This window comes from Epibacterium sp. ABZ3_068 (genome assembly GCF_056159265.1).
The window spans coordinates 2,352,457-2,370,250 of the sequence record NZ_JBSWUV010000001.1 but is presented as its reverse complement, the minus strand read 5'-3'; the positions used below and the strand labels follow the sequence as shown (position 1 = coordinate 2,370,250).

At 57.8% G+C, this 17,794-nt stretch carries 10 protein-coding genes, 1 tRNA gene and 2 pseudogenes; 7 read left to right on the top strand and 6 right to left on the bottom strand.

The window, feature by feature from the left end:
• Window positions 1-56 precede the first annotated feature (56 nt).
• A pseudogene (locus ACXAEW_RS11330) lies at window positions 57-532 on the bottom strand (transposase); the annotation flags it as partial.
• A gap of 342 nt (window positions 533-874) precedes the next feature.
• Here ACXAEW_RS11330 and ACXAEW_RS11325 point away from each other — a divergent pair.
• Window positions 875-2,908, top strand: a complete 2,034-nt coding sequence (locus ACXAEW_RS11325; RefSeq protein ID WP_474941410.1) for a DEAD/DEAH box helicase — start codon at window positions 875-877, stop codon at window positions 2,906-2,908.
• An 835-nt stretch (window positions 2,909-3,743) separates the two neighbouring features.
• Here the strand turns inward: ACXAEW_RS11325 and ACXAEW_RS11320 are convergent.
• The 3 genes and pseudogenes from ACXAEW_RS11320 to ACXAEW_RS11310 all read right to left on the bottom strand — a co-directional run bounded on the left by ACXAEW_RS11320 (window position 3,744) and on the right by ACXAEW_RS11310 (window position 5,702).
• Window positions 3,744-5,085, bottom strand: a pseudogene (locus ACXAEW_RS11320) (IS3 family transposase).
• Between the two features lie 54 nt (window positions 5,086-5,139).
• On the bottom strand, window positions 5,140-5,316 hold the full coding sequence (locus ACXAEW_RS11315; RefSeq protein ID WP_474941409.1) for a hypothetical protein: 177 nt from the start codon (window positions 5,314-5,316) through the stop codon (window positions 5,140-5,142).
• Window positions 5,317-5,626: 310 nt separating this feature from the next.
• Window positions 5,627-5,702 (bottom strand) — tRNA-Thr (locus ACXAEW_RS11310).
• 163 nt (window positions 5,703-5,865) lie between these two features.
• On the opposite strand from ACXAEW_RS11310, the gene ACXAEW_RS11305 reads away from it, so the two are divergent.
• Window positions 5,866-6,741, top strand: coding sequence for a hypothetical protein (locus ACXAEW_RS11305; protein WP_474941408.1), 876 nt, complete (start codon window positions 5,866-5,868; stop codon window positions 6,739-6,741).
• A gap of 33 nt (window positions 6,742-6,774) precedes the next feature.
• Window positions 6,775-7,764 carry a hypothetical protein gene (locus ACXAEW_RS11300; RefSeq protein WP_474941407.1) on the top strand — a complete coding sequence of 330 codons (990 nt, stop codon included), beginning with the start codon at window positions 6,775-6,777 and terminating at the stop codon, window positions 7,762-7,764.
• On the opposite strand, the gene ACXAEW_RS11295 is transcribed toward ACXAEW_RS11300, so the two are convergent.
• Window positions 7,761-8,690, bottom strand: coding sequence for a hypothetical protein (locus tag ACXAEW_RS11295; protein WP_474941406.1), 930 nt, complete (start codon window positions 8,688-8,690; stop codon window positions 7,761-7,763). The two genes, ACXAEW_RS11300 and ACXAEW_RS11295, sit on opposite strands and share 4 nt — an antisense overlap.
• 221 nt (window positions 8,691-8,911) lie before the next feature.
• Between ACXAEW_RS11295 and ACXAEW_RS11290 the strand changes: the two genes are divergently transcribed.
• A complete protein-coding gene (locus tag ACXAEW_RS11290) occupies window positions 8,912-10,204 on the top strand; it encodes an O-acetylhomoserine aminocarboxypropyltransferase/cysteine synthase family protein (protein WP_474941405.1) in 1,293 nt (430 codons plus the stop codon).
• Between the two features lie 52 nt (window positions 10,205-10,256).
• On the opposite strand, the gene ACXAEW_RS11285 is transcribed toward ACXAEW_RS11290, so the two are convergent.
• Window positions 10,257-10,991: an SIMPL domain-containing protein gene (locus ACXAEW_RS11285; protein WP_474941404.1), complete on the bottom strand. Its 735-nt coding sequence runs from the start codon at window positions 10,989-10,991 to the stop codon at window positions 10,257-10,259.
• Between the two features lie 171 nt (window positions 10,992-11,162).
• On the opposite strand from ACXAEW_RS11285, the gene ACXAEW_RS11280 reads away from it, so the two are divergent.
• The 3 genes from ACXAEW_RS11280 to ACXAEW_RS11270 all read left to right on the top strand — a co-directional run bounded on the left by ACXAEW_RS11280 (window position 11,163) and on the right by ACXAEW_RS11270 (window position 17,784).
• The gene (locus ACXAEW_RS11280; RefSeq protein ID WP_474941403.1) at window positions 11,163-14,219 is read left to right on the top strand and encodes a hypothetical protein; all 3,057 of its coding nucleotides are present in this window, start codon (window positions 11,163-11,165) and stop codon (window positions 14,217-14,219) included.
• Window positions 14,220-14,471: 252 nt separating this feature from the next.
• A complete protein-coding gene (locus ACXAEW_RS11275) occupies window positions 14,472-15,689 on the top strand; it encodes a PAS domain-containing protein (RefSeq protein ID WP_474941402.1) in 1,218 nt (405 codons plus the stop codon).
• A gap of 205 nt (window positions 15,690-15,894) precedes the next feature.
• Complete coding sequence (locus ACXAEW_RS11270) at window positions 15,895-17,784, top strand: monovalent cation:proton antiporter-2 (CPA2) family protein (protein ID WP_474941401.1); 1,890 nt, start codon at window positions 15,895-15,897, stop codon at window positions 17,782-17,784.
• The last annotated feature ends 10 nt before the right edge of the window (window positions 17,785-17,794 follow it).

The window sequence follows — 17,794 nt, the reverse complement described above, 5'->3', positions numbered from 1 at the left end:
TTCATCCAATCGTAGGGAAAATGATCCCCCAAGATTGTTTTCTGACCCTCCGAACTCCACTCTCCTTCACTCTCGGATTTGATGCCCGTGCTGTCGATGAGCAGGTTCAGAGGGGCGGTGGCACCGCGATACGGCAGGTTCACGGCCAGTGTCTTTTGACGGCGGCAAAGGGTGCTGAAATCAGGCACTGCCCAGTCCAACCCAACCAACTGCAACAGGCTTTCGACGAAACCCGTGGTTTGCCGCAACAGCAAGCCAAATAGCACTTTTATCCCTCTCGGGACATTGCTGCGCAATGCCCTGCCGGGCAGTGGTCAGGCAGGTCTGGATGGCCGCGGCACTGAACTCTTGCTGTCGCCCACGTTTGCCCGTCGCCGGCGGCGACCAGATCATCTCCGGATCAAACCAAATCGACAGCGATCCGCGTTGCTTCAGCGCGTCAGCCATTGTGCTCGAACCAATGGCGCATCAATGGCCAACTGTACGAAGGCCAGTTCCTGGTCTTGTACCTCGTAGGGGCCCAACTGCTCATGTCGCCCAGCTGTTATGCTGGATTCACATAGTGAACCCCAGAAGCAATTTATGCAACAAAGCCGACAGCGATGACCGTTATCATAACTTTCTTGGCGATGATGGGTGGGATGAATTTCTGTAGGAAATTCAACTTTTAGCCGTTTGGACGCCTGCAGATGCATGGTGAAACCGGTTTGGAGTTTCAAAAGGGCTAAATAAACTGAAATACCTCTGTACAAATGCGGCGTGATGGCATATCGCTGCCGCCTTCCATCGCTTGATCCAACATGGTGCGGCCCAATGTAATTAGGGGGGCCGGTATTTCATTTGGGAAGCGCAACCCCAGTGAAAAGAAAACCTCGTGAAAAAAGCTCTTCGTGACGCCCTTGATGACCGTGGCTATGCCACGCTGACTCCGGTTCAAACAGCTGTGACTGATCCCGAACTTGCAGGCCTTGACCTGCTGGTTTCGGCCCAGACCGGATCTGGTAAAACCCTTGGCTTTGGTCTCGCCATTGCCCCCACCTTGTTGAAAGATGAAGAAGAATTTGGTGCCGCTGAGGCACCTCTGGCCTTGGTGATCGCGCCAACCCGCGAATTGGCTCTGCAGGTCAAACGCGAACTGGCCTGGCTTTATGCCAAGGCGGGCGCTGAGATGGCATCCTGTGTCGGCGGCATGGATATGCGCGATGAACGCCGGGCGCTGGCACGCGGTGCCCATATTGTTGTGGCCACACCGGGCCGTCTGCGCGATCACATCATGCGCGGATCAATTGATCTGAGCGCCGTGCGTTCGGTTGTTCTGGACGAAGCCGATGAGATGCTAGATCTGGGCTTCCGCGAGGATCTGGAATTTATTCTGGGTCAAACGCCCGAAGATCGACAAACCCTCCTGTTCTCCGCAACAGTACCCCGTTCGATTGCCGAACTGGCCAAGAGCTATCAAAAAGACGCGCAGCGTATTGTCACCAAGTCTGAGAGCGATCAGCACGCCGACATCGACTATAAGGCAATGCAGGTCAACGAGCGCGACACAGAGAACGCGGTCATCAACACGCTGCTGTTCCATCAGGCACCCAACGCCATTGTTTTCGCCAACACCCGCGCCATGGTGAACCGTCTGACCACACGTCTGTCCAACCGCGGCTTCAAGGTTGTTGCCCTCTCGGGTGAACTGTCACAGGCCGAACGCTCCCATGCGTTGCAGGCGCTGCGCGACGGGCGGGCACAGGTCTGTGTTGCCACAGATGTTGCGGCACGCGGGATCGACCTGCCGGGCCTGGATCTGGTGGTCCATGCAGAGCTGCCGTCCAGCCACGAAACCCTGCTGCACCGTTCAGGCCGAACCGGCCGCGCCGGACGTCATGGGGTGAGCGCGCTGATCGTGACAAAACGCAGCCGTAACAAAGCAGAGCGCATCTTGAAATTTGCCAAGATCACCCCGGATTGGTGTACTGCACCGTCTGCCGAAGAAGTGCGCGCCCGCGACGAGGAGCGGATGCTTGGGGATGAAACCTGGACCACGCCCATCCATGGCTCTGAAGCGGCAACCGTGGCCACGCTGGTTGCCTCTTTTGATCTGCAACAGCTGGCGGCAGCGTATCTGCGGCTATATCGCTCGGTCCGTTCCGCACCGGAAGAGCTGTCGGCAGTCGAAGAGCGCAAGCCGCGCGCCAAGGATGACTTTGGCCCGTCTCAGTGGTTCTCGATCGCGGGGGGGCGCGATACAGGGGCCGAGCCTCGCCGCCTGCTGCCAATGCTGTGCAAACTGGGTGATCTGACCAAGGACGACATCGGTGCAATCCGCGTCCGCCAAGACGAGAGCTTTGTGCAGATCCTGGAGTCCAGTGTCGCCAAGTTCATTGATGCCATTGGCCCCGATATGACCGTCGAAGACGGCGCCGCTGTCAAAAAGCTGGACACGCCGCCGAACCTTGGAGAAGGTCGCCCCGACCGTCCACCGCACAAGCGCGGGCCAAAACCGGACGGCTTCCGCGGCAAACCAAACCGTCAGCGATCCGACGACAGCCGTGATGCCGGCGAGCGCCCCGAGCGTAAACCTTATGAGCGTAAACCCTACGAGGGCAAACGCCCCGAAGGAAAGCGTTTCGACGGCAAAGGATCCGAAGGCAAACGCCCGGCGCGCAAATTTGACGACGCATCCGAAAAGCCACGCGCAGCAAAGCCAAAACCAGCCAAGCCAACCGAGCGTCGCAGTGCCCGCAAGGCAGATGGCCCTGCCACCGACGCTCCCAGCCGTAAACCCACCCGCAAAGGCCCTCCTCCCCCCGCGGGCAAGGCCAACAGCAAAAAGAACAAAGCCCGTGCAATGGCTGTCATAAAGGCAAAAACCGGCACCCATACCAAAAGCAAACGCCCAAACGCCGGTAAGTAACACAGGCAAATAGCACAGGGGCTGATGCAACAGCCCGATTGTTTTGAAAGCCGCGCCCGCCAATCGGCACAGGGCGCGGTTTTTTCTTGTTTGACCGTTTCTTTGCAGCACAAATCGACCAGAGGTTTCACTCTATGAAACCTGCAGAATATGTAGTGGAAGGTATGGTCCGGCTTGGGTGGAGGTGTTCATTTACTTGTGCTCCACAACTCGGGTTGAAAAAGGCGCTTGAGATATCCGGTCCCCATGACCGCCCCCCTGTGGTCACCGCTCCAAGCTGCAATTTACAAGAGGGGTGGTTTTCCCGTCAAAGAGGTCGTGATGCAAGATCGTCGGCGACCTCATGTGGTCGGGCGAAATCTGTCTGGCTTGGGGTTCTGTCAGACATTGCACCCGCATTATCCGGGATCACAGCCCTGTTTAATCTGACCATGGCCACGAATGCAGGTGATCGGCGATACAAGGGCGGATTTCAGGGCGATGAAGGGCTTGCGGACGATGGCAACACGTCAATTAGGGCTAAGGCCCTCATAATCCGCCTGTCGTGCATTTTCGCCCACCTGAGGCCCCCATAATCATGGCTCCCTGTGGCTGCCAATATCGGCCTGCGCAGAATATCGGCTATATCTCTGATCGCGTAACCAACAGAAAAATTGAGCGATCAACCCTGGCACAACTTATTGATCTTGGAGAGATTAAGTGGCGCCCCCACACGGCATCTCATATCTATATCTTGATGTGCCGCCCTGACCGGTACGTGCTGTCCGTCGTCAGGGTTTTTGGGACCAAGAGCGGCTTAATCTAAGAGAGAGTTTGGCTCATCTTATTGGTTTGATTATGCGGCGTGTTTGCGGTAATGCAAGCGTCGCGTTTCGAGTGTCTTTTGTTTGATTCTTTCGCGTTGTTTTAGAATGGCTTTGTCACGTCCGAAGTAGACGTCAGCGGGTGTGACGTTGTTGATGCCCTCGTGATAGCGCTGATGATTGTAGTGGTCGACGAAGGCTTCAATCTGAGCTTCGAGATCGCCCGGTAGGAAGTAGTTTTCCAACAAGATGCGGTTTTTGAGCGTCTGATGCCATCGCTCAATTTTGCCCTGGGTTTGCGGATGATATGGCGCGCCGCGCGAGTGCTTCATGCCTTTGTCTTTCAACCATTCTGCAAGATCACCTGATACGTAACTCGAACCGTTGTCGCTCAGCAGGCGCGGCTTGTGAACGACATGAACCCGGTCGCAGCCAGATGCCTGCATCGCTAAATCCAGAGTATCTGTCACATCCTCTGTGCGCATGTTCGTGCAGAGCTTCCACGAGACGATGTAACGGCTGTAATCGTCGAGAACCGTGCTGAGATAGAACCAGCCCCAACCAAGGACCTTGATATAGGTGAAGTCTGTCTGCCAAAGCTGGTTGATAGCCGTCGTCTTATGCTGGAACTCATTGGCTGCCTTGAGCACGATGAAGGCAGGGCTGGTGATCAGGCCATGCGCCTTGAGTGTGCGATACACCGTGGATTCCGACACAAAGTAGCGTTCCTGATCGGTGAAGGTCACCGCCAACTCGCGTGGCGACAGCTCCGTTTCCTTGAGCGCGAGATCGACAACCTTGCGTTTCACCTCAGTGGGGACCCGGTTCTAGACGTGCTTCGGCGTGGGAGATTGATCCCGCAATCCAGCCTCGCCGCGCTGCAGATACCGGTCGTACCAGCGGTAGAATGTGGTGCGGGGAATGCCGAGCTTAGCCAGCGTCCGACGCGCTGACAGGTGGCTTTCTTCGACCAGCCGGATGATCTCCAGTTTCTCTGATGCGGCATACCTCATTCGTGGTCGCCCCCATCCCCGAGCATGCTTTTTTTGAGAAGACGCAATTCAAGCGTCTGCTCTGCGACGACCTCTTTGAGATCCTTAGCCTCCCGACGCAGTGCCTTGACCTCGTCCGTGCTCGCAGCCTGCTCAGGTCCCCAGCAAGCCGCTTTTTACCCGCTTCCATGAAGTCCTTGGACCATTTGTAGTAGATGCCTTGTGAGATCCCTTCAAGACGGCACAGCTCAGCAATGCTGTCCTCGCCACGCAGGCCATCAAGCACGATCCTGATCTTCTCTTCAGAGGAATAATGTTTGCGCGTGGCGCGCTTGATATCTTTGACGATTTTTTCGCCAGGGCTCTTCGTTGTTTTTCTCATCTTCCACTCCTCAGTGGCTACGATGAGCAACAAACACTCTCTTAGCAAATCCCGCTATTTGGACCCATAGGCGCTGACGTCAGACACGCCGAGCATATGAATGCCCCATGAAATCGAAACGATCCCGCCCTTAGCTGACTTGCGAAAGTGATCGTTCAATGCGCGGTTCTTTTGTAGTGGCGACATGGTCGCTGTGAGTTTGACATGCTCTGCTTGTGCGCTGCCCGTCATGGTACGCTCCTTAAGGTGTTTGGATATGTTGGAAAGACTACGCCTTGGATCGTTTCCAAGAGACGCAAGACATCACGCCAAGCAGTGCCACCGCGTACTATGCTGTCAAAAACAGTGTACCAAAAGCCTACAAAATGTCAAATTTATATCTAATATCAATAGCTTAAGACAAAAACAGCAACCGCGATCTATCAAAACGTCATGCACGGATTTCCACACAACAACACGCTTTTTTATGCAGGGTGGTAGCTAGGTGGTTGCTAGAAAGAAAAAATGGGCTAGCGACATCTCGCTAACCCATTGAAATCTCTGGTGCCCCCACACGGACTCGAACCGCGGACCTACTGATTACAAATCAGTTGCTCTACCAGCTGAGCTATAGGGGCACTGGCGGGCGAATTACCCTATCGATTGCCCCTCTGCAAGAGACAATCGACAAGAAATTTGGAAAATTCTTCACACTCTCACCTCATTGCATGCAGAAATTTGACCAGGCCGTCTCCAAGGGCTATGGCTGGAGACCAACGGCAGGTATTTGGAAGAACTTTTATGCAGGTGATCGTCCATTGTGGGGCCCATGGAACCGAAGAAGATCGGCTACTCAAGAGTTTGCTGCGCAACAAGGAAGTCTTTGTCAAAACCAACACTGCGGTTCCGGGGCCTGGTAAATACCGGGAACTGATCAAGGGCTGTATTGCCGCGATGGAAGAAGGTCGGCCTGCCGACAGTCAGGGACAGGCTTTATGGGATGCGATCCTTGATGGGGAAGATGCCGAACGGGTCATCCTGTCGAATCCGAATTTCTGGGGCTCTCAACGTATGGCGCTGAGCGACAACCAGCTTTACCCACATGCGGAACAACGGGTTGCGTTTATCAAGCAGCTTTTCCCGCAAGATGACCTGCATCTGCACCTGTCACTGCGCAACCCGATCGGATTTATCCCGACTCTGTTGGAAAACGCCAACCCACAGCGCAAACGTGAGCTGAGGCGGCACAATGACCCGCTTAAAATTCGGTGGTCGGAACTCTTGCTGCGTTTGCGCAGAAACTTCCCCGAGACCCCCGTCACCGTCTGGTGTTACGAGGATCTGCCCATGGTCTGGGCCAAGGTTCTCCGTCACATGGGCGGCATGGAGGAAGGTGCGCGTATCAATGGTGGAATGGATCTGTTGTCGTCCATCATGTCCAAGGAAGGCATGCAACGCCTGCGGGCCTATCTGCATCAGCACCAACAGTTGAATGAAGACCAGAAACAACGGGTGACACTTGCGTTTCTGGACAAATACGCGCTGGAGGATGAGGTGGAGGAAGAGTTGGACATGCCCGACTGGACCGAAGATCTGATCGAAGATGCCTCGGATGTCTATGACCGTGATCTGGAGTTGATTGACCAGTTGGAAGGCGTCACGCTGATTTCCGCATAACCCCTGGTTTCCCCGCTTTTATGGTTATTCCCTATGCCCCAGCGCCCCTTTAATATTGTTGTTGTTGCCCAAACCGGCCGTCTGCAGTTCGAGGCACTGCTGTTTGCCGCCTCCTTGCGGCAGATGTCTCCCGGGTTTGCAGGACGCCTGTTTATTGCAACCCCACAGCCCGGCCCGCTGTGGCCCAAGGACCCATCGGTGCGGAATCCAGAGGTTCTGGACACCTTTGCCCGGCTGGATGCGACGATCTTGCCGTTTGAAAATACGGCCTTTGGCGCGCAATACCCAAATGGCAACAAGATTGAGCTGCTGACAGCCCTGCCAAAGGGCGAACCCTTTGTGTTTTTTGACAGTGATACGCTGATCACTGGCGACATCACTCAGGTTCCGTTTGATTTTGACCGCCCCTCAGCCTCGCTCAGACGCGAAGGGACGTGGCCGAAACCCACACTTTATGGGCCCGGCTACACTGGGATCTGGAGATCGCTCTATGACCGGTTTGGTCTCGACTTTGACAGCAGTCTCGACCGCAGCCAGCCGGATGAATACTGGCGGCGTTATCTCTATTTCAATGCGGGGTTCTTCTACGGGTCCTGCCCGCACCGCTTTGGCGCGCTCTTTCTGGAGTATGCCCAATCCATTCTGAATGACCCGCCGATCGAACTGGTTGGGCAAGCGCTGGACCCGTGGTTGGACCAGATAGCCCTGCCCCTTGTGATCCATGCCCTTGGCGGCGGGCGGAACACGCTGCCGGATGGGTATCTGGATGGCGATGTCAGCTGTCACTACCGGCTGTTTCCGCTGCTCTATGCGCGCGAAAGCGACCGCGTGATTGAGGTGCTCGAACAGGTGGCCGCCCCCAATTGGCTGAAAAAAGTGCTGAAGTCCTATGAGCCGATGAAGCGGATGATCTATCAGGGCAAAGGCCACAAGGTACGTGCGCTATTTGATCAGGCCAACCTGCCCCGGCGCGAGCAAATGATCCGTAACAAGATCAAATCGGAAGGGCTGTGGCTGCGTTAAACCTGCTGAGAGTGCAGGAATTCCGCAAGATCCAGCGAGAGCGGCAGATCTGTGTTCAGATGGTGCCCTGCCCCGGCAATCCTGTGGTGCGGCTGCGACAGGTCCGAATTCACGACCCCATAGCCATCAAGCTCACCCAGCACCTGTGTCACATTGGGCAGAACAGGCGGCAGGGACAACACGAGCCCCACGGACAAGAGGTCCACTTTGCGCATCCGCTCCAACGTGTCCATATCCCCGGCAAGCAACAGCGCATCCAGGGCAAAACTGATGGCCAATGCCCCCTTGCTGTGTCCTGCGATGGATTTTAGGGACCACCCGGTGTCCTGCAACAGCTCCACCAAAACACCAGACGCGGCGCGCAGACTGGCGTGATCCCGCGCCTCGGCCCGTGAGGACGGGGCGATTTCGGTTCCCTTCGCGCTGGAGGCCAAAGCCTCCGCTTCACGCTGGGCCAGATGATGAATGTGGAGGCCAAGGTTCAAGGCATTCATCGCGGCCATCCCGCCCATCAGATCACCTAGGGCGTCGCCCATACCATAGCCGGCCACAATCGCGCCCACAGGTTCGTCAAAATGATTGGCCAGGATCCGCGCGAATGCCACCGCCCCCCAGTCGCTTCCTCCGCCTCCGGCAACCACAAACCGGGAAACAGGCCGACGAGCCCCCCCTCGCAAAGCGGCCAGATCTTCGTAAAACACCAATGTTTCGCCCTGTGCGGCCTCGGGCAAGACAACCCAAATGGATCCCGCAATGCCCTGCCCGCGCATCACGTGCAGCCGTTCGTCAGGCGTCATCCCCTGTGTCCCATACAGCATCTGATCCACACCAGACATTTGCTGACGAAGCGCAAACTGCATGGGGTTAAAGGCGGCGGGCAGCCCGGCAAACGCTTGCCGGGAAAACGCATCAAGAAACGGGACCATGGGACCTCCGATCGGGGCGGGAAATTGGCCTTTTTGCTGCAGTGCAGCATAACCCACATAACGGTGCAAGGCAATTGTCTACTCGGACACAGGCGCAGGTTTACCTTTGGCTTAACGTGCCCGCACTCAGGTCCACAGCACAAACACACGCCCTATTGAAAGCAGGGGATCTCGGCCCTAACCTCCGCCAGGATAAACAGGACAAACAGGGAGGTTTTACAATGTCTGAGGGTAATCAGTACGGATTTGACACGCTACAAATCCACGGGGGTGCACAGCCCGACCCCGCCACCGGCGCACGGCAAACACCGATTTATCAAACCACCGCCTATGTGTTCCGAGATGCGGAACATGCGGCCAAGCTCTTTAATCTGGAAGAAGTGGGTTACATCTACTCGCGCCTGACCAACCCCACGGTTTCCGCGCTCCAGGACCGCATTGCACTTCTGGAGGGCGGTGCGGGTGCAGTTTGCTGCTCCTCAGGCCATGCCGCACAGATCATGGCGCTGTTCCCACTTATGGGGCCGGGCTGCAATGTGGTTGCCTCTACCCGCCTGTACGGCGGCACGGTGACCCAGTTCAGCCAGACCATCAAACGGTTCGGCTGGTCAGCCAAATTTGTCGACTTTGATGACCCGGCCGCCGTTGCCGCAGCCATCGATGACAACACCCGCGCTGTTTTTGGCGAATCCATCGCAAACCCCGGCGGCTATGTCACCGATATCCGCTCTATTGCCGATGTGGCGGATGCGGCAGGTATTCCGCTGATCATCGACAATACCTCTGCCACGCCCTACCTGTGCAACCCGATCAAAGACGGGGCGACGCTGGTGGTGCATTCCACCACCAAATACCTGACCGGCAATGGCACGGTCACCGGTGGCTGCGTGGTGGACAGCGGCGCCTTTGACTGGTCCGCCAATGACAAATTCCCGTCCTTGTCTCAACCGGAACCCGCCTATCACGGGCTGGTTTTCCACGAGGCGCTGGGGCCGATGGCCTTTACCTTCCACTCCATCGCCATTGGCCTGCGCGATCTGGGGATGACCCTGAACCCGCAAGCGGCGCATTACACGTTGATGGGGATCGAAACCCTGTCGCTGCGGATGGAGCGGCACGTCAAAAACGCCGAGAAGATCGCAGCCTGGCTCGAACAACATGACGCGGTGGAATATGTGACCTACGCTGGGCTGCCCTCGTCTCCCTATCATGAGCGTGCCAAAACCTGCTACCCCAAGGGGGCCGGCGGGCTCTTTACCTTTGCGCTCAAGGACGGGTATGATGCCTGTGTCAAACTGGTCAACGCGCTGAAACTGTTCAGCCATGTGGCAAACCTGGGCGACACCCGATCGTTGATCATCCATTCTGCCTCCACCACCCACAGACAACTGACGCCCGAACAACAGGACGCTGCAGGAGCCAGTGCCAATGTGGTCCGGCTGTCAATCGGGATTGAGGATGCGGATGATCTGATCGCCGATCTGGATCAGGCTCTGGCCGCTGCCTCTGCCTGAAAACCACCTTTTCGGGAGGAGGGCGCGCCAGATCACGGGCGCGCCTTTCTTTTTAGTCTTCAACCCTCAGGCCGAACACCACGGAAACGCTGTGCTGAAACTCCAGCGCGCCCGGCGCAATCGGGACATAGTCACTGCGCGCCGCTTCCATGGCCATCATCGGACCGCCCCGGTGCCCGCCCATGTCAGAAATCATGCGCACAGACCCCAGATCCGCTCCGGCGGCCTCGCTCAGGATCTCGGCTTTGGCAATGGCGTCCTTCACGGCCGCAGCACGCAGCTGATCTTCCAGCGCTTTGCTGTCTTTTACGCCAAACTGGATACCGCGAAAGTTGTTGGCGCCAACCGCCAGAACCTGATCCAGAACCGGCCCGACACCATTCAGATCATAAAGCCGGATCGTCAGCATATTCGTGGCCTCAAACCCAACCAGTTTGCGCCCGCCTTCGCTGTCGTATTTGCGATCCTGCTCCCAGCGCGGGAAAAGGTTAAGCTGGCTGGTCTGCATGTCTTCCGCCGCAATGCCAGCCTCAACCAGTTTGTCGATCACCGCTACCATCTTGCGCCAGGTTTCACCCATCGCCACCTGCGCCTCTGGGTCAAAGCTTTTCACCCCAAGGGTCAGCGTGGCCATGTCGGGCACGACCGAGATCTGCGCCTCGCCATTCACCTCGATCTGGCGCTGCACGGCGTGTTCTGATTCCGCCCAGCCCGGCGCTGCTGCAGCCAAAATACAGCCTGCAGCCACCACAGCAGGGGCAAGTTTACGATACCAACTCTGTTCCATCGGGAACCCTCCACGTTACCATTATGAATCAAGGCAAGACATCGCCACTTTACAAGGGGGAAGGACGTCTAGTTCTTTAACTTTTCGAGCACCTCCGTTAAGCTGCGCCAACAAAAGAAAGCCCCAGCATGTTGCGCAGGCTCACAAGAAAAATGATGGTTTGAAGGCGGAATGAAACCGAGTTTTGCACTCTCCTTGTCCTCAACGGGCATTACCCTCCTGCGCCGTGCGTCAGGGGGATGGCGCAACATTGGCACCGTCACCTTTGACAGTGATGATTTGGACGCCGATCTGGCGCAACTGCGCGCCCAAGGCCTGGAATATGGCGAGCCGCTGCAGTCAAAGCTGATCCTGCCCAACGACCAGATCCGCTATCTGACCATCGAGACTGGCGATATCAGTGATGAAACCCGCCTGGCCGAGGTGCGTCTGGCTCTGGCAGATGCCACACCATACCAATTGCACGAGCTGGCCTTCGACCTGTGCGCGGATGGTCCGCGCACCCATGCGGCAGCTGTGGCCTATGAAACTCTGGAAGAGGCCGAAGCCTTTGCCCAGATGCATGGGTTTGGCCCCACCAGCTTTGTCGCGCAGCCCGATGCAGCCGATTATCTGGGCGAGCCCTTCTTTGGTCCTGCCGCCGCGATGCAGGGGGTAGAGATCATCCCGGACGGGATCGCGGTTGTCGACATCGGCCCGGCTGAGCCCCCGCAACCGGAAGGCGAAGACCTGCAGGAGGCCGATACGTCCTCCGAAGAAGAAGGTAAAACGTCGAACACAGCCCCCGAGGCAAACGCGCCAACGCCAGACATTGCCGTGTCAGCAGCGCAGCAAGACCTGATGGAGGCGATCGAAGCCGAGGCCACTGCAGATGCCGAAGATGAGCTGGCTCCACAGGCTCAGATGAGCCAAAGCGAAGCGCTTGCAGCAAATGACCCGGCGGTTTCGCCCAAGGGGCCGCAAAAGCCATCCGCGCCCGCAACCATCGAAAGTATTTCTGCCCGCCTGTCCGCGCGCGCTGCACAGGCCCTGGCCCGCGACGATCTGCCGGATAAAGTCTCCCCGCTGACCCCGACTGGCCTGCCAGAGACACTGGATTTTGGGGCCGTTGCCGATCTGGTGTCCAAAACCCAGGCAAAAGAAGCGCCCAAGGCTCCCACAAATGCGGCAGTCCCCACCCCCGTGCAGCCCCCGGAACCGGAGACCGCTCCGCAAAGCGCCCCACCCGTGGTTGGCTTTAGCAGCCGCCGCACTGCGCCCCCGGAAGCGGTCCCCCACAAACGCGAAGGCGCCGAAGATCGCCCAGCTTCGCGCATCCCAACCCTCTCCGCGGTACGCGCAACCGAGCCTTCAGAAAAACCGGCAATTGCCCCAGCTGCGGCCCCCGTTGCGCCGATGCCCCATGCTCCGGCCTCCGGTGCTCCGGCGATCACCCGCGCAACCGTACCTGCCTCCAAACCACCTGCACTGGTGGCTGCAGCCATTGCCGCACGGACCTCAGACGGCAAGTCAAAATCAGACGGCCAGACACAAACAGCCCCCACGGCCGACAAGCCTGGGGTCCTTGGACAGATCAAGCCCAAACGAATTGCCGTCCCGGCAGATTCGCAGGCGGCGCGCGATGCCGAAGCCGCCCGTGCTGCATATGACGCCGACACCCCCGACGAGTCCCGCTCGCTTGCACGTGTGATCGGTGGAAAGCCGCGTTTTCTGGGGCTGATGCTCACGTCGCTCCTGCTGTTGTTTATGGCTGTGGTGGCGGCCGTTGCCTATTGGTCGAACGCCGGTTTCGATGACATCGACCCATCCCTCGCCCCGTCACCGGCGCCCACCCTGGTGCCGGATCGCCTGGAGCCGACATCGGACGAGGTCCAGCAGAACCGCTCGCCAGACACGCTCAGCGCGCCTGCGCCAGACGCCCCGGCAGATGTCGACGCGGAAGCTCTTAACGAACCGCTGCTGAGCGACACCGCCGCGCCCGCCTCTGATCCAGAGGTGGCGCAGCCCCCGGCGGTGGATCTTTCAGTCGAAACCACAGAGGAAACCACAGACACCGCCCTCACCGAAACCGACACGGCGGTTCTGGACGCGCTGCACGACGAGGAGATTGCAGCCCGCCCCGAGACGCCGGAGGCGGAAGACGCCGCAGCGGCCTTTGACAAGCTGACGCCCGAGACGGACAATGATCCCGAGGCCACCGCCGATGAGCTGGCTTACCTGGACCCTTTGGCGGGCCCGGACCTCAGCGATCTGACCCATAAAACCACCTATGCTGCAACTGGTATCTGGCAAAAAATTCCCGACGTTCTGACACCGGACGCCACTGCCAGCCGGGCCGATCTGGACGACGTTTATGTGGCCTCAATCGACAAGACCAGCCTATCGCACGATTCCATTGCGCTACCTGATGGGGACCGTTTTGAAACGGATCTGATCCAGAACGCGCTCTCGTCTCCGCTGCCCGAAGACAGTGAATTCGACCTGGACGATCGCGGGCTTGTGACAGCGACCCGTGAAGGCACGCTCAACCCTGATGGTATCACAGTGTATCTGGGACGCCCTGCCAAAGTCCCGCCCGCACGCCCTGCCCCCCCCGAGGTGGCAGCCCCACAAGCCCCGCAAATCAAACGCATTCGCCCACGTCCCAGACCAGCTGACCTGCAGGACAAGGCAGAACGTGCGCGCCTGGGGGGCTTAAACCTCGCGGAACTTGCCAAACAACGTCCGCGTGCGCGCCCAGCCGGTTTGCAGCCACCTGTGCAATCGGTCGAAACGGCGGCTGTTGATGCAGCCATTGCCGCGGCACAAGCTGAGCCAGCCCCGTCAGAGCTGCCCGCCGCAACCCGGCTGGCCGTTGGCAGTTCCGTAATCCCCCGCGCCCGACCGAGTAACTTTGACAGGCTGGTTGCGCGCGCCGAAGAAACACCCCAGCCTTCGGCCCCTGCCGTTCAGGCCACAGAAACCGTTGCGCCACGCCTGCCGACCAGCGCCAGCGTATCGCGGGAAGCAACCCTGGCAAATGCGATCGACCTGCGCAAAGTGAACCTGATTGGCATCAGTGGCAGCGCATCGGACCGGCGTGCTTTGGTCCGGCTGCCTTCCGGCAACGTCAAGCGCGTAAAAGTTGGCGACAAAATCGACGGCGGTCGGGTGACGGCAATCGACAGCGAGCGCCTGCTCTATCAGAAGCGCGGCCGCAACCATACGCTGCGCCTGCCCAAAGGATAAAAGTCGAATTATAGTTTCAACACAGATAGGTAGTTCTACGCAGACCACTGTGTTTCAGACTTTTGACGACTCACCCATTCCATAATTATATGTTTCTGCTCATCAATCTGCCCGATTTGCGTCGCAAAAAATCGGGCAGATTGTTCATTTTATCCACAGTAAATACGCCTTCCATGACGTCCTGTTTAACGGGTTGGGAACACTTACGCCTTAAATCTCAAGCGAAGTTACCCAATAGGATGGATTTTGCCCGTGTCATATGTGGATCGCCGCATCGAACAGCGCCCCAATAGTGGTGAAGCTCCCTTTGCTCTGAACGAGGTTTTCTTTTCTCGGACGGACGAACGTGGGGTCATTCGCGCAGGCAACTATGTGTTCAAACGGGTCTCCCACTACGACTGGGAAGACCTTTTGGGCGCACCGCACAAGGTTATTCGCCACCCTGACATGCCTCGTGGCGTGTTCCAGCTGTTCTGGGACACGATCAAACAGGGCAAGACGATGGGCGCCTATGTGAAAAACAGGTCCAAGGACGGCCTGCATTATTGGGTCTATGCCGTTGTTGTCCCTTGCGAGGGCGGCTATCTGTCGGCGCGGATCAAACCGTCAAGCCCGCTCTTTAACGAGATTCAGCGCGACTATGCTGAACTCCTCAAGGCAGAGAAAGAACACGGGCTAGAGCCTGAAGACAGCGCAGCAAATATGCTTGAAATGCTGCGGTCGAAGGGGTTCCAAGACTACGATGAGTTTGCCCTTCACGCCTTGTGCGAAGAACTTCTGGCCCGTGACGCTGGGCTTGGTAATGCCAAATGCCAGCAGATTGGCCAACTGCGCGAGATGGTCAAAAACGCACAGACCCTTGTGGACGAAACCGAAGGGTTGATCAAAGATTTCGAGGCGATGAATACAATCCCGCACAATTTGCGTGTGATCGCCTCCCGGATCGAACCTTCGGGCGGCCCCGTGACCGTTCTCTCCCAGAACTACGGTGCCATGTCTCGTGAAATGAGCGATTGGTTCTCGGCCCATGTGATGGGGAAAAACAGCAACTTTGCTGCGCTTCTGCAATGTGTTCAGAACAGCCTGTTTGTGGAATGTATCGTCCGGATCTTGACCGAGTGTAACGTACAGCTCGAAAACGAACGCCGGATGCTGCAAGACGTCGACATGAGCGCTGAGCGTGATGTGCTGTCCGGCCTCGTGGAGAGCCAGACAAAGAACGCCGAAGAAGGCATGCAGAAGGTTGATACAGAAGCAGAACGCATTCTGCGTGCCTGCCAGGTCATGCACCGTCATTTCCTGGGCCTCAGCTCAACGCGTGTGCTGTGTAAAATCGAAAGCGCCCGCCTCCCGGAATCAGGTGAGACCCTGTCTGACATCATTGACCAACTGGGCAACTTCCAGGAACGGATCTCACACCGCCTGGAACGCATCGCAAATCTGAGCACAGAGATTCAGACCATCGAGTAACAAGATGCACTGACATTTTCAGTCAGCAAAGACCTGCGCAGCCTGTGGTCTTCACAACCAAAACCAATACAGCCGGAGCTTCACAGCAGCTCCGGTTCCCCGTTTTGGCTGAACGGTGAACCGCTTTTGCCACGCCACGGATGAATGGTCACAGAACCCCTTAAAATCGTTGCCGCCGCCCCGCCTGAGTTGCCATAACGATTCTATGGAAAGCTTTCTCTACCAAGCCTCAATCTATCTGGCCGCGGCCGTGATCGCCGTCCCCCTCTCAGCCCGCCTCGGTCTGGGATCGGTGCTGGGCTACCTCGCTGCCGGCATCATTATTGGACCGGTTCTGGGCCTGGTGGGCGCGGAAACAGCAGACCTGCAACATTTTGCAGAGTTCGGCGTGGTGATGATGCTCTTCCTGATCGGGCTTGAGCTGGACCCCCGCGCGCTTTGGGCCATGCGGCACAATCTTCTGGGCCTTGGTGGCAGCCAGATCCTGTTTAGTACTTTGCTGCTGATGGGCGCCTCGCTTGCTGCGGGGCTCACCTGGCAGGTCGGGCTGGCAATCGGCCTTGCGCTTTCATTGTCCTCCACAGCGATCGTTCTCCAAACCCTGTCCGAAAAAGGGTTGATGCAGACCGGCGGCGGTCGGGCGACATTTGCTGTGCTGCTGACCCAAGACATCGCCGTCATTCCGATCTTGGCCCTTTTGCCCCTGCTGGCAACGCCTCATGGCCCCAGTATCGCGCCTGACGGATCCATCGCACGCGACGCCCCCCATGGATCAGGTCATGGAAGTGGCCATGGCTTTGACTTGTCGCTGGTGGACGGCCTGCCCGGCTGGGGCGTCACACTGGTCACCCTGGCAGCCCTTGGCGCGATTATTCTGACCGGAATTTACCTGACCCGGCCGGTTTTCCGCTTTATCCACGCCGCAAACCTGCGGGAAATGTACACCGCGCTTGCGCTTCTTATTGTGGTCGGGATCTCCTTTCTGATGACATTGGTGGGCCTGTCCCCTGCGCTTGGCGCCTTTCTGGCCGGCGTGGTTCTGGCAAACTCTGAGTTCCGCCACGAAATGGAAAGCGACCTTACACCGTTCAAAGGTCTCCTCCTCGGCCTGTTTTTCATCACCGTGGGTGCAGGCATCAACTATCGCCTGTTTCTGGAAAACCCTGGTGATCTGATTGGCCTCGCTCTGCTGGTGATCTTGGCCAAAGGCGCGGTTCTGTTTGTGGTCGGTCACCTTTTTGGCCTGCGCCATCGAAATCACTGGCTGTTTACCCTTGGGCTGGCGCAGGCGGGTGAATTTGGCTTTGTCCTGCTGGCCTTTATAAAACAACTGGACCTTCTGCCTGACAGCCTTTCTGAAAAACTTCTTCTGGTGATCGCCTTGTCCATGCTGATCACCCCACTCCTGTTTATTCTCTACGACCAGCTGTCCCGCCGGATGCGCGAGGCAACTCCCGAACCCCGCGCGGATGAGATCGACGAAGAGGGTCCGGTTATTATTGCGGGCATTGGCCGTTTTGGGCAGATCGTCAACCGGCTGGTGCGCGCAAGCGGCCATCGCACCATCGTCCTGGACAATGATATCGAAACCGTACAGCTTATGCGCCGCTTCGGTGTCAAAAGCTTTCTTGGCGATCCGACCCGCCCCGAACTTTTAAAGGCGGCAGGAATTGCCCATGCCAAGGTTCTGGTGGTGGCGCTGGACAATCCCGAAAGCACAACCAAACTTACGGATTACGCGCGTCGGACCTACCCGGACTTGCATATCATCGCGCGTGCACGTGATCGCCATCACGTCTATGCCTTGTACAAGGCGGGGGCCGATGACATCGTGCGGGAGATGTTCGACAGCGCTCTGCGAGCCGGGCGCTATGTGCTGGAAAATGTGGGATTCAGCGAGTATGACGCCGCCCAGGCAGAGCAGACGTTCTATGCGCATGACCGTAAAACCGTGCGTGAACTGGCGCGGCACTGGGACCCAGCGCGTCCGACCAGCCAGAACCAAGCCTATATCACACGCGCGCGCGAATTGGAAAAAGACCTGGAAACCGCCCTGCTGGACCTGATGGAGAAAAAAGCGCGCGACACAGGGTGACGCGCGTCAT

Coding starts and splice junctions, on each gene's coding strand:
- ACXAEW_RS11315 (WP_474941409.1), bottom strand. CDS start 5,316: ATGACGGGCAGCGCACAAGCAGAGCATGTCAAACTCACAGCGACCATG.
- ACXAEW_RS11305 (WP_474941408.1), top strand. CDS start 5,866: ATGCAGGTGATCGTCCATTGTGGGGCCCATGGAACCGAAGAAGATCGG.
- ACXAEW_RS11300 (WP_474941407.1), top strand. CDS start 6,775: ATGCCCCAGCGCCCCTTTAATATTGTTGTTGTTGCCCAAACCGGCCGT.
- ACXAEW_RS11295 (WP_474941406.1), bottom strand. CDS start 8,690: ATGGTCCCGTTTCTTGATGCGTTTTCCCGGCAAGCGTTTGCCGGGCTG.
- ACXAEW_RS11290 (WP_474941405.1), top strand. CDS start 8,912: ATGTCTGAGGGTAATCAGTACGGATTTGACACGCTACAAATCCACGGG.
- ACXAEW_RS11285 (WP_474941404.1), bottom strand. CDS start 10,991: ATGGAACAGAGTTGGTATCGTAAACTTGCCCCTGCTGTGGTGGCTGCA.
- ACXAEW_RS11280 (WP_474941403.1), top strand. CDS start 11,163: ATGAAACCGAGTTTTGCACTCTCCTTGTCCTCAACGGGCATTACCCTC.
- ACXAEW_RS11270 (WP_474941401.1), top strand. CDS start 15,895: ATGGAAAGCTTTCTCTACCAAGCCTCAATCTATCTGGCCGCGGCCGTG.